The sequence below is a fragment of the Pseudomonas sp. 22072 genome, assembly GCF_052046095.1.
Classification (GTDB): domain Bacteria; phylum Pseudomonadota; class Gammaproteobacteria; order Pseudomonadales; family Pseudomonadaceae; genus Aquipseudomonas; species Aquipseudomonas paracarnis.
In genome coordinates this window covers 19110-30961 of sequence record NZ_JBQEQE010000016.1, presented here as the reverse complement: position 1 = coordinate 30961, position 11852 = coordinate 19110, and the positions used below count along the sequence as shown (strand labels likewise).

The window sequence follows — 11852 nt, the reverse complement described above, 5'->3', positions numbered from 1 at the left end:
GCGTTCAATTCCTGATGGCCCAGAAGTCAAGTTCAAGCCCGGTGAACTCACCTCCTACGTGGAAAGCGAAACCACCTGACTGCTCCAGTTGTGCGATATCACGAGCGCTCATATCGAGCATGAAGTAGGTCTTGCCGGCGTGAAATGGAATCTGTCGCGGCGCCACTGGCAACGACGTGACCTTGATACCGGCCAAGTGCAGGTTGACCAATTCACGTATGCGCTCAACCGGCGCGACTTTCAGGTGTGCCGGCAGACGCTGGCGCAGTTCCTGCGCCTCACACTGCGCAGTGGCCGCCAAAATGAAGGTGGCCGTACCAAGCAATTTCAACTCGCTGACTGGGCATACCAGGACGCCATATTGGCGCGGCTGCAAAGCCAACTTGATCGCCTGTTGCTCCAACACCACAGACAGCACCAAGCGCACCTGCTCCATCAGCCCACGAAAACTGGCGCCCTGATCACCGTGTTGGTAATGAACGTTCAACTGCGCACGCTTACTGTCACTGGCGAACGTTGATAACTCACCGAGCAGGGACACCAGCGCACGGAACACTGCTTCGGGCCGCACCCGAGCCTGGCTCAGGCAGTGGCGCAGCTCCAGCTCGGTACGATTGATTACTTGCAGCATCAGGAAGTCAGCGATTTGTGTGCCTGCGGTCGTGCTCTCGCCACGAATACGTGCAGCGATGGCATCGCCCCTGCTGACAAGCAGGCCGATCACCTCCTTGAGACACGACGCCACGTACCCATGCTCCTGCACGAAAATGAACGTAGGGATGAACGTTGTATCCAGGTTCACTCCCCCCTCGTCGGTGGCGTCCAGTACCTGGGCGATCTTGAGTTTGACGAAGTGCTCGTCATGCGAGTGTTCGCCCAACAGAAGACGTAAGTCGGGACGTGCGCAGTTGATCCGGCAACGCGTATCCACACCCGCATTGGCATCTCCCACTTCCACTTCGCAGCTGACGTAGCGTGCCAGCACATCACTCTGTCCTGGCTGGCGAACTTCAAGGTGACTGCCACTGGCCAACGGGAGCGCCAGGAAAACGCCTTGTCTGCCCGTGTCGGTGGGTACCTGCAACACCAGAGGTTCCATGCCGGGGCTCAACTCAAACAGGCTACCGTCCGGCAAAACGCCGCTGGCCTGGTTGACCACCAGCTTGCCCAGCTTGAGGTACTGCAAATTGAGTTCCAGCGTGAGCAAGCCCCAGGTATCACTGCCCAACAAGCGCGTCTGGGTGAGTTGTTGATGATAATAACGGTCGTTGTGCTGCAAGTGCTGTGGCCGCAACAGCATGCCTTCTTGCCAGATAACTTTCTGAGCCTGCATGTCACTGCGCCTCCAGGCCGGCGAGTGAGCCAGCAACGCGTATACCGGTCTGATCCAATACCAGATCAGCACGGTTACGTTGTTGCACGGTCAGCGGGATCAGTAGCCGCCACTGGACATTGGGCAGGTCTCGATAAGCCGCCAGCACCCCCACGAAACGACTGTCAGGTCCGATACGAAGCTTGAGCCCCAGGCGGTCCCCAGGGCGCAATTCAAGTTCGTCGCTGTTTACCCAGTCCTTGGACAGCGTCTGCTGCGCATTGCCATACAGACCGAAGAAGTCGGCATGTTCAAAAGCGACGCCCTGGCGCAGTTCAATCAACTGCACCACAACTGGCGAGGGGCGGCCATGCAGATCCGGGTTGACGAGTTCACTGGCGGTCAGCGCCATGTCTAGCTTGGTCAGCTTAGAAAAAGGCGAGGCGGCGCTGCAACCTGTCAATAGCCCGAACATGAGCAACAGCAAAGCAAGGGTGACTCGGTACATGAGCATTATCCTGGAAAATCAATATGCAGGCTGGAGATCAGGCGCACCTGCTCCTCATAGGCCTTGGCGAAGTCGCCCCCCAAAGGACGATCATTCAATCGCTCTTGCGCCACCAGACGCTGGTAATGACGCTGGTACGCACGCCAATGCTCACCATCCGAGAAAAACCCGACCGACTTGCCCGAGGACTCGAAGCATCCCAACAGATAGCTGGGCTCAAAGGCCGCACGGGCGTTGCGCAAGGTGCTTCGACAGGCGGCCAACAGTGCGACCTGATGCGCTTGCAGTTCCCGGTGAGCCTGGGTGATAGCCCGTACAGCGGGCATCTGGCCTAACGCACTTATATCCAACATCGCAGCTACCGCAGCATCGATGTCGCTACACGCTTTCAAGGGATTAAGGCCCACACCATGGCTGCCGAACGGCGCTGTATCCAACTCGTTATTCAATTCGTCACGGGTGCGCAAACTTTGTTGCAACCCTTCGATCGTCAGGCGAAATAAGCGCGCCACCTTGATCGCCAGTGCTTGCCGACCCGGTTGATCGAGCGTATTCAGGTCCAGGCCCAAGGCTGCTGCAAATTGTGGCCAGAACTCGTCATCAGTCGGCACAGTCATCGCTGCCTGTACCGTAGCAACCTCTACCGCGGGTTCTTCCCGACGTGGGAAGACCACGTGCTCCCGGTCAGCCCCGTAGCGATCCGTCCACACTTGCTGCTCATCGGCGGACTCGTTCAATGCCTCCAGATCCTGCGAAAAGGCATGCATACGGCAATCAAGGTCCAACTGATGCGAAGGGCCCAGCGAGAGGAAGGCGTCTTCAGGGATCGTTACTGCCGAGGCGGCCTGCAAGCCGCCAGCAGGTTGCGGTGGCTCCAGCAAGCGCGCACGTATCGCCAACGCTCCCAGCTCGAACACTTCGCCATCACTGATCAATCGCGCGTGCCCCTTGCGCAGGCGCTCATGACTCCCTGCCACCCTGATTCCGTTGCGGCTGATATCCGTGAGGAAATAGCGGCCCTCGCGGTAGGCGACCAGTCCATGGTGGCTGGAGAGCACGCGGCTGGCGTCAGGTATTACCCAATCACATTCCGAGCCGCGGCCGATCACGCCACCACTCACGTCAAACACTTTGCGGTCCAGGGGCACGTTCTTTTCGCTCTCGGGCGCGCAGATCTCAAACACAAGCTGCATCTTCATGACCCTCCATTCAGCGGCCACGAGTGATCGCCTGTGGGTCACCCACAGGATGGTACTCAGCGTCATCGAATACATAGTTGGCGTTACAGCCACCCAGCAAAAACAGTACAAGCACGACGATGTGCCATGGACGATCAGGCATCGGCTTTCTCCCATAGTGAAAATAAGGTGCGTCATTCAGCGTTCTTCCCTGGCATCGCCAAAGGGAATGTTCAAGCGGGCAAGACGGTAGAGCAGCGTACGCCGGGCAACCCCTAGCTCCCGTGCCGTACGGGTGCGATTACCGCGATTCTTGTGCAGGCAATCGAGCAAAAACGTGCGCTCCACTCGCTCCATGCGCTGGCGCAGGGTCGCTTCATCGGTAGCGGCTGGCGTCAGTGTCATTGGCAGCGCCAGATGCTCCGGTCGGATCACGCTGTCGTCACACAACAGCACGGCGCGCTCCACCAGGCATTTGAGCTCGCGTATGTTGCCGGGGAAGCTGTGGCTGGAAAGTTGATCAAGGGCGGTATTCGACCAATCGACAGGTGACCTTTCCAGCGCTTCGCAAACCTTGTCCGTGAAATAGCGCGCCAGTTGCTGTACATCGCCGTCTCGCTCGCGCAGGGCCGGTAGAGTGATGGGAAACTGAGCAAGCCGATAATAGAGATCCTCGCGAAAGCGCCCCTCGGCAACCATCGCCGCGAGGTCGCGATGGGTGGCAGCAATGATGCGGACATCAACCTTATGGGCTGCACTGGCGCCCAGTGGGCGAACCTCGCCCTCCTGCAATACCCGCAGCAACTTGGCTTGCAGTGACAGCGGCATATCGCCGATCTCATCCAGCAGCAACGTACCGCCATGCGCAGCGTCGAACAGCCCCGCGTGATTGCGCTCGGCGCCAGTGAACGCGCCTTTTCGGTAGCCGAACAGTTCGCTTTCAAGCAACCCTTCCGGGAACGCTGCGCAGTTCTGCACGACAAAGGCCTTGGCCTTGCGCGGCCCGGCGGCATGGATGGCGCGGGCCACCACTTCCTTGCCAGTGCCGGTCTCACCGTGCAGCAGCACGGTATAAGACGTGTGCAGCACTTTACTGATCAGCCGGCACGCCTGCTCCATTGCCGCACTGGTGCCAATCAAGCCATATGTTCCAGCCAACGGTTTGTCGCATCTGCGCTTTGTGCCAACGATGGGCTGGATATCGCGCAGTGCGAGTAACTGATTCAAGGCGAAGCTGCCCAAATGCCCCAAGGATGAGGCGTAGACTCGCAACTGGACCGACTGCTGGCGGGCGAAGACCAGCACACCGGTCATACGTTTGCATCGGCTGAGCAGCGGCACGATCAATAGCGCACGCCAGGGTATCGCCATTGCCGGGAGGAAGCGGGTGTCATACCCACTGTCTTGCACATCCTCCAGACTCAGGACGGAGCCCTGGTTCAAGGTTGCGTGCAGCAGCCCTTGGTGGGACTGATCGGGACACGCAGGCGCAACGGAGAGCGATGGTATCTGGGCCATATGTTGAGCGGTCAGTTCAAGCCGGCCGGTCACTTCGTCCAGCAGATACAATTGGCTGAGCTCACACTGGCTCAGCCGTGCCGCCCCGGTAACGCATCCTTCAAGTAACGAATGTTCATCGCGCTCGAACCCCAAGCGTGTGAAACAGGCAGACAGCGCGTCGACATAAACCAGCGGGTCGGCCTCTTTACCAAGCAGGTTATCGGTCATGGGCTGCACTCGTCGAAACACGCCAGGGCCAGCACTGTGTCGGTCTTGCCGACAGCGCGCCGATCAGTTGTTGCAGGTCCGCATTAGTCATGGTCATTAATCCCTGATGAATTGTGGGTCAGCGTGACCACGCCATCGGCCTGTTCATGCGCCAGCCAAGTGGTCCAGCCCAGGCGGCAAACTGTGTTCTCACCAATATGCAAGGCCTTGATCTGGCCCTGCGCCAACATCAGGCTCAGGTCGTAGTCCAAGGGGTCCCGCAGGGTCAGGCGCACCAGCGAACGCAGTGGTTGGTAGGCACTTCCGGTGGGCAGAAAATCGTGGAAACGCTCCCAGCACAGCGCCCGGACATGCACCCTGAACTTGCCACTGCGGTCAGCGATGCGGTGTCCCAGAACCAGGTCATCGCCAAGAGCACTATTGGCCCGCCCCAGATGATTGCGCTGCGTCTGGCAGACCTCGACCGTACGTGCAACCCATTGCTCTAGAAACAACGCCTCGTGCATGAAGTAGTAACGCAGGACCGACTCGATCAACGCCGCCGAATGCACCCGTAAACTCAGCAAGCCAAGGTAAGGCAGCAAGCGCTTGCAATCGACTTGGCAAACGCCCCGTATCGCAGCTGCGCCCAGCCCTATCAAGGCAAACATCTGCTCGGAAAACCTATCGTTGGCACCTGCCCGGAAACACGCCCGATAGCGGTACTTGCGCCAGATCGGCAGCATCAGCCGGTGCAGCCGATGGTGGAACAGGTCGAGAAAATCCCGAGTCGGGTTGCCACCCGAGCGCTCGGCGAATGCCTGCTCACCATAAAACGCGGGCAGTGGTGACCCCGCACCGAATAACCCCAACACATTCAGACGCAGGCGTGCGCGCAATTGGCCCTGTTCCATAAAGAACTCCACCCGGTCAATATCGTGCGCGGCAAACCCGAGACCAGGGTTGGCCTGGAATTCCAACTGGTCGTACAGCGCGTCGTCATCTAAAAGCGGATGGGCCTCGCGCAAATGCTCGATAACCTGCAGAACCGCCTGAAACAACGTGAACTCACGGATAACGCGACAAAGTTGAGTCAGAGCTGGGGTTGCTGTCCCATCTGGGATGGCCATAGATACACGTCTCCTTGTGTGCTGATGACCCGCAACTCGTGATACGAATTGAGGCTGGCATAAAGCGCAAAAAACTCATTTAGAACGCAAGCGAATACAAACAGGTCGCCCTGGCCAACAAAGCCCTGGGAATCGACCGTCAGATCGATCCGCACGCCTCGGATGGGCAGCCCGCGGTGCAGGCGATCCACTGGCTCTTGGCGGATGGAGAGCAAGGCGCCCAGTCTTTTCTGGCTGACCTTCAGGGCCTGGCGATCGTAATAACGCGACAAATCGTAGGACTCCAGAATCACTTTCAAGGCATTGATATCGGTCAACGACAAATAGTTGAGCGACATGTTGCTGATGAGCTTCCACAGATAGTCTTGGTCCAGTGGTGGTGCGAAGCTCGCCGTTGGCGCGGTGATGTTGCGGAACGTCAACGACTCCGGCGTCTGCTCACCGGGCAGATTGATATCACCCGCACGCAGTTGGCGCGGCAGGTTGCAATTAGTACAGGTCAGTTCGACCGACAAGGTTTCATGGCCCCGCTCGCGGCGGTTGCCAAACCCCATCCAGGTATCGAGCCCGGCATGTTGAACCGACGAGCGTTGGCGAATGCTGTAGCTGGGCGGTGCCGCCAGGGGCTCAGTGTCGCAGTCATGCTCAAACGACTCGAACGGCACGTAGGTTTGATAGCCCAAGCCACCGGGGCGCCACCCAGTGACCTGATCCACGGAAAAGACGCTGGCATTACCCGGCGTATATTCCCCGGGCGCCAAGAGGTACTCATCCTGCTTTCCATCCAGGCGAATAGGAATCGCATCCTGCTTGAACAGGTTGACGATGGGCGTGCAATACAACTTTATGTTGTCCAGGGTGGGACGCTGAGGTTCACGGCCGTGAGTGCGATGTTCAAAGCGCATTACCATGCCATGCGCCTGCCGGAGCAGCTCGTGAGACAGCGTGTGCAGCACACTCAGACCTTCAACGTCGACAAACAGGTACTTCTCGGGAAAAGCAAAGTACTCCTGCAGGTGTCGATAACCCCCCAGGGCATTCTGCGGATAAGGAATCAACGCCTGCTCCTTGGAGAATCCCACCGGCCGAACCTGGTCAGCAGCGAGCCGTAGCATCACGGGCATGCCATCGCTGGCGATGATCGGCATACCGTCGTGATCCAGTAACAGCAGGCAGATCCCATCGAGATGACGCAACAGGTTCAGATACAGGCCCTGACTGACATAGGGGTCTCCGGCCAGGTGCAAGCGCAGTGAATCAAATGCCAACTCGCTGAAGTTACCTGCGACACTCATGCTCAGGTGCAAATCCAGACAGGCCCCTTCGCCCTGGCTCCGGTATTCCAGGCCACTGAGTTGCAGGGGCATGACATCGGTGGCGTAGCATGTACGGAACCGGCAACGCTCGCCGTGGATGGTGGCGCTTTCCACGGCGGTGTCCCGACCCACTCGAACACCGGGACCAGCGCGTTTCAACGGATCGAATTGCAGGATGCTGAAGGCCGGTATCGGCCGCATGTAATGAGGCCAGAGCAAGTGCATCAACGAATGCGTCAACTCCGGCAGTTCGTCATCCAGCTTCTGGCGCAGGCGCGCGGTCAAAAAGGCAAAACCCTCCAGCAAGCGTTCGACATCCGGGTCCTGACCAGCCTCGGCGAGAAACGGCGCCAGGGCGGGATTGCGCTCTGAAAAACGCCTGCCCAGTTGGCGCAGGGCACTGAGTTCGCTTTGAAAATATCGGTCAAGCGTCATCGGTAAAAACCTCAACCCGCCCGGCATCCGTGAGGCGGGCGTGGAACACCACGGGCAGCAGGATGCCGTCAATGGCCCGCTCAGCCTCGATGGCAAGCGCCAACTCCAGGGATTCACGCGCACCCGGCAACAGCCTGACACGTGCATTCGTCAACCGCGGTTCATAGGCCTGGATAAAGCGCTCGATATGTAGACGCGACTGGCTCAAGGACTCATGCAAGCTAAGCCGCATGTCATTGAGGTCCGGCAGCCCATAATCAGGCAATGTCTTGACACTACCCGCGCGAGTGCTGAGCATTTTCCCCAGATGGGCAGCAATGGACGCCGCCCCGCCCTCCGGGGGCGACGCACCGCATTCGAGGCGTTCGAAAAGGCTGCCGTGCTCTGGCATGCCGTAGCCTCTGCTCATTCTTTATCCAGCTTACCGACCAGGGACAAAGTGAAATCTGCCCCCATGTACTTGAAATGCGGGCGCACAGTCAGGTTGACCCGGTACCAGCCAGGTTCGCCATCGACATCACTGACGACAATGCGTGCAGCTCGCAACGGGCGCCGCCCACGTACCTCGGCACTAGGATTTTCCTGGTCCGCCACGTACTGGCGAATCCACTTGTTGAGTTCCAGCTCCAGGTCTGTGCGCTCTTTCCATGCGCCCAACTGCTCGCGCTGCAGCACTTTGAGGTAGTGCGCCAAGCGGTTGACTACCATCATGTAAGGCAATTGGGTGCCCAGCCGGTAATTCAGCTCTGCGGCCCTGCCCTCCTCACTGATACCAAAGGATTTTGGCTTCTGCACGGAGCTGGCGGAAAAGAACGCCGCGTTATCGCTGCCTTTGCGCATGGTCAAGGCGATGAAACCTTCTTGTGCCAACTCGTATTCGCGTCGGTCCGATACCAGCACCTCGGTAGGAATTTTGGTTTCGATCTCGCCCATGCTCTGGAAGTGATGCAGCGGGAGGTCCTCGACCGCTCCGCCGCTTTGCGGGCCGATAATGTTCGGGCACCAGCGAAATCGCGCAAAGCTGTCGGTCAGGCGGGTGGCAAAGGCATACGCGGTATTGCCCCACAAGTAATGCTCGTGGCTATTAACCACATTCTCCTGGTAGGCAAAGGTCTTGACTGGATACTCAAGGGGGTCATACGGGGTACGCAACAGAAAGCGCGGTACGGTAAGGCCGATATAACGGGCGTCTTCGCTCTGCCGGAAACTTTGCCACTTGGCAAATTGCGGACCTTCGAAATGATCTCGCAGATCCTTCAGGTCCGGCAGCCCGGTGAAACTTTCCAAACCGAAGAACCCGGGCCCGGCAGCGGCGATAAAAGGCGCGTGGGCCATGCTGGCGACGCTGGATGCGTACTGCATCAGCTTCACGTCGGGTGCGTTGGGCGAGAGAAAGTAGTTGGCAATGATTGCGCCCACCGGCTGTCCGCCGAACTGGCCGTATTCAGCGCTGTAGACATGTTTGTAAAGCCCGGACTGGGTGATCTCCGATGAGTCTTCGAAGTCGTCCAGGAGGTCCTGGCGCGAGACATTCAAGAGCTCGATCTTGATGTTTTCGCGAAAATTGGTGCGCTCGACCAGCAACTGCAAGCCTCGCCATGAAGCCTCCAGTGCCTGGAAGTCCGGATGGTGCAGGATTTCATCCATTTGCTGGCTGAGCTTGGTATCGATCTCGGCAATCATGCGGTCGACCAGGTGTTTCTTTACCGGCTCATCACAGTTATGTGGCTTCACCAGCTCTGCAATGAACGCCGACACGCCGCGCTTGGCGATGCCGTAAGCCTCGTCGTCGGCACTGAGCAAGGTCTGGGCAATGATGTTATCGAGGATGCTGCAGGTTTCGGTGGTTTGTACGAGTTTCGAGCTGTGTTCAATCGTGTTCATGGTGTCAGTGTCCCTTTACTGAAACGGCAATGCTTGAGGGCTGTCCAGCCCCAGTTCGGCCAGGACTCGAGCGCGGGAGTCGTCATTGGCCAATGCCTGCTCGATAGCCTTGCGAAAGTTCGGCGTGTTCCCCAGCGGCCCCTTGAGCGCCACCAGGGCTTCACGCAATGCCATCAGCTTTTGCAACGCCGGGATCTGCTCGACCAGGTTTGCGGGGTTGAAGTCCCTCATGACGTTGATCTGCACCTGGATCGGCAACTCCTCCACATCAGCGGTATCCTGCAGGCGATTGGGTACGCTCAGCGTCAGGCTCAAGGCTTGCTTGGCCAACACCTCGTCAAAGGTGTGCTTGTCGATACCGATGGGCTTGCGATCCTCGAGTTTGCGATGGTCCGCACGCTGGGAAAAATCTCCCAGCACCAGCAGCTTCAACGGCAGCTCGACTTCTTCCTGGGCCCCACCGACAGCGGGTTTGAAAGTAATATTGATACGTTCCTTGGGGGCTACCGAACCGTCTTTGGCCATGGTGCTTTTCCTTTTTGATGAGGCGCTATTCAAGTACTGCTTCAAGATCGAAATGGCACAACCTGCGATGCAGTGCGTCTTTGCAGTCGCATATGGGCTGGGTTTGTGGCAACAGCTCATAGCAGCGGTACAGAAGCTTGCCGACTTGCAAGGTCAGCGCCGGCTCCCAACTTTCCAGACCTGTGCGCTGTAATTGAAGGTCGAGTTCTTCCAGCTGAAGCCTGGCCAGCTCATGCTTGCCAGCCGCCACGCACAACCTGGCCAGCGCCAGGCGCCAATGAAAGCGCGCTCGATCACCGCACGCCGCCTGCAGCCCTTGCTTGAGTACGGCCACTGCTGCCTTGAGGCCGTCCTTTCGCAGGCAAGGCATCACCGCTTGCAATGTGGTCTCCCAGGGCTGCGTGTGACTGTCGGCGACAACATGGGAGGGCTCGGGCTTGTGCACGTGACGCATCACATGCAGCGCGATCCACTCACCTGTCGCAGGGTCGGCAAAGGGGGTGCCGTCGTTGAACCGATATTCAGGCAGGTGCGGCAGGCGCTGCAGCAGCAGAGCCAAATGCATCTCCAGTTCAGTCATGGCCAGGTTTGCATGCAAGGCGTCCAGGCACTCCCAGACCATGCGCAAACCATCCAACCAGAACAACGCACCCGCCAGGCTTACCTCAAGCTCAGGCAACAGATCGGCGTGATGGCCTTGGCTGAGACGCTCTTGATAGCGCTTGCGCTTGTCCGCGACCAACGGGCGCAACGCCGTTACTCGCTCACTGTTGGCGTCGGGATAATTGACGAGCATCAACCACGCCAAGGTTCGACCCAGGCGCAAGGCACGCAGGTCGGTTGCGTCCTGGCGCAACCACCAGGCACATAACGGGCGGGCCTGCTCCTGTAAAGTGCGCAGCAGTCTGTGCGCGTCTTTTTCGTTGTTGATCGGTTGCCCGGGACTCAGCAACTGGGTCGTCTGCTTGACCTGGGCAATGACGTTCGCGACACCGCCAGGTTCGGATACACCCTGCGCCAAGCGCTCCGACAATTGCCGGCGAATCGGCAGCAGCAAAGGTGCATCGCTTCCAAGTTGTTCGCCCCATAGCTGGTCGAGACATGCCAGGTGTTCCAACAGGGCCTGGAATAAAGGCCGTTGATCGCTGAGCGACGGGTTGAGTGCAAACGCTTGCTCAAGGCGCGACACCAGCCAGCCAAACGCCGCAGCACGGGTTCGTAGCTTGCCAGGGTAAACCTGCTCCCAATGGAGTTCACACAGGTCACGCAGCAAACCGAGACCGGCCAGCAATCCGGCAAATGAATCACGTTGATACAGGGCCCAGACCAACCAGACGGCGACGCGTAGATCCTTGGAGTGATCACGCAGCAAATGCTCGCTGATTTCGCTGACCCTCTGCCAATCCGGCTGGCCCGCAACATGGATAGACTGGGCTTTGCCAAGCTCGGCCTCCAGCGCTTCAAACTCGCTCGAAAAACGCACGTCACTACCAACAAAACTGCTTGAGCAACATGCTGTCCGTGCAAGCTTGCGGTAATGAACATAAAGTTCTTCTGAATAAGCCATTTTGAGTTGCACACATCCGTCCGAGGTAAATAGGAGGACTTAACGCCATTGTCGAAACGCCCTTGAACTTCCATTCAAAACTCATCGAAGTGAGTGAACCTTAGCCACGACAAAAACAATCAGCAAGTAACGGAACGGAACTTAAGAAACGTCCTACACACCCAACAAATAAAGGAATGCGCAACTATTTGCGCACCTCTTCATCGAAAAATCCACGCTTTATCTCCGACAGCCGCGCATTTACAACTTATAGGGCATGAGCAACTAAGTGCGCGCAGGCGTGAAACTAA

General features: G+C 58.3%; 11 protein-coding genes. All 11 read right to left on the bottom strand.

Going from position 1 to position 11852, the window contains the following annotated elements; translation table 11 throughout:
- Positions 1-4: 4 nt before the first annotated feature.
- Complete coding sequence (gene tssK / locus ACTJLA_RS17335) at positions 5-1333, bottom strand: type VI secretion system baseplate subunit TssK (protein ID WP_072448383.1); 1329 nt, start codon at positions 1331-1333, stop codon at positions 5-7.
- A 1-nt stretch (position 1334) separates the two neighbouring features.
- On the bottom strand, positions 1335-1820 hold the full coding sequence (tssJ, locus tag ACTJLA_RS17330; protein ID WP_034126100.1) for a type VI secretion system lipoprotein TssJ: 486 nt from the start codon (positions 1818-1820) through the stop codon (positions 1335-1337).
- Positions 1821-1825: 5 nt separating this feature from the next.
- Positions 1826-3019, bottom strand: a complete 1194-nt coding sequence (gene tagH, locus ACTJLA_RS17325; RefSeq protein ID WP_054920877.1) for a type VI secretion system-associated FHA domain protein TagH — start codon at positions 3017-3019, stop codon at positions 1826-1828.
- 10 nt (positions 3020-3029) lie between these two features.
- Positions 3030-3161 carry a hypothetical protein gene (locus ACTJLA_RS17320; RefSeq protein ID WP_034126102.1) on the bottom strand — a complete coding sequence of 44 codons (132 nt, stop codon included), beginning with the start codon at positions 3159-3161 and terminating at the stop codon, positions 3030-3032.
- Between the two features lie 35 nt (positions 3162-3196).
- Complete coding sequence (locus ACTJLA_RS17315) at positions 3197-4726, bottom strand: sigma-54-dependent Fis family transcriptional regulator (protein ID WP_054898530.1); 1530 nt, start codon at positions 4724-4726, stop codon at positions 3197-3199.
- A gap of 83 nt (positions 4727-4809) precedes the next feature.
- Positions 4810-5835: a type VI secretion system baseplate subunit TssG gene (gene tssG, locus ACTJLA_RS17310; protein ID WP_054898529.1), complete on the bottom strand. Its 1026-nt coding sequence runs from the start codon at positions 5833-5835 to the stop codon at positions 4810-4812.
- A complete protein-coding gene (gene tssF, locus ACTJLA_RS17305; protein WP_314546478.1) occupies positions 5799-7586 on the bottom strand; it encodes a type VI secretion system baseplate subunit TssF in 1788 nt (595 codons plus the stop codon). Before tssF ends, tssG begins: the two co-directional genes overlap by 37 nt.
- Positions 7576-7977, bottom strand: coding sequence for a type VI secretion system baseplate subunit TssE (tssE, locus tag ACTJLA_RS17300; RefSeq protein ID WP_440841756.1), 402 nt, complete (start codon positions 7975-7977; stop codon positions 7576-7578). The genes tssF and tssE overlap by 11 nt, the downstream gene beginning before the upstream one ends.
- A gap of 14 nt (positions 7978-7991) precedes the next feature.
- Complete coding sequence (tssC, locus tag ACTJLA_RS17295; RefSeq protein ID WP_054898527.1) at positions 7992-9470, bottom strand: type VI secretion system contractile sheath large subunit; 1479 nt, start codon at positions 9468-9470, stop codon at positions 7992-7994.
- Positions 9471-9485: 15 nt separating this feature from the next.
- Positions 9486-9995 carry a type VI secretion system contractile sheath small subunit gene (gene tssB, locus ACTJLA_RS17290; protein WP_054898526.1) on the bottom strand — a complete coding sequence of 170 codons (510 nt, stop codon included), beginning with the start codon at positions 9993-9995 and terminating at the stop codon, positions 9486-9488.
- Between the two features lie 25 nt (positions 9996-10020).
- Positions 10021-11562 (bottom strand): type VI secretion system protein TssA, encoded by a 1542-nt coding sequence (gene tssA, locus ACTJLA_RS17285; RefSeq protein WP_057974858.1) that lies wholly within the window; start codon positions 11560-11562, stop codon positions 10021-10023.
- Positions 11563-11852 lie beyond the last annotated feature (290 nt).

Excerpts from the sequence above, each read along its gene's own strand:
- tssK (WP_072448383.1), bottom strand. The coding sequence starts at position 1,333 with ATGCAGGCTCAGAAAGTTATCTGGCAAGAAGGCATGCTGTTGCGGCCA.
- tssJ (WP_034126100.1), bottom strand. The coding sequence starts at position 1,820 with ATGTACCGAGTCACCCTTGCTTTGCTGTTGCTCATGTTCGGGCTATTG.
- tagH (WP_054920877.1), bottom strand. The coding sequence starts at position 3,019 with ATGAAGATGCAGCTTGTGTTTGAGATCTGCGCGCCCGAGAGCGAAAAG.
- ACTJLA_RS17320 (WP_034126102.1), bottom strand. The coding sequence starts at position 3,161 with ATGCCTGATCGTCCATGGCACATCGTCGTGCTTGTACTGTTTTTGCTG.
- ACTJLA_RS17315 (WP_054898530.1), bottom strand. The coding sequence starts at position 4,726 with ATGACCGATAACCTGCTTGGTAAAGAGGCCGACCCGCTGGTTTATGTC.
- tssG (WP_054898529.1), bottom strand. The coding sequence starts at position 5,835 with ATGGCCATCCCAGATGGGACAGCAACCCCAGCTCTGACTCAACTTTGT.
- tssF (WP_314546478.1), bottom strand. The coding sequence starts at position 7,586 with ATGACGCTTGACCGATATTTTCAAAGCGAACTCAGTGCCCTGCGCCAA.
- tssE (WP_440841756.1), bottom strand. The coding sequence starts at position 7,977 with ATGCCAGAGCACGGCAGCCTTTTCGAACGCCTCGAATGCGGTGCGTCG.
- tssC (WP_054898527.1), bottom strand. The coding sequence starts at position 9,470 with ATGAACACGATTGAACACAGCTCGAAACTCGTACAAACCACCGAAACC.
- tssB (WP_054898526.1), bottom strand. The coding sequence starts at position 9,995 with ATGGCCAAAGACGGTTCGGTAGCCCCCAAGGAACGTATCAATATTACT.
- tssA (WP_057974858.1), bottom strand. The coding sequence starts at position 11,562 with ATGGCTTATTCAGAAGAACTTTATGTTCATTACCGCAAGCTTGCACGG.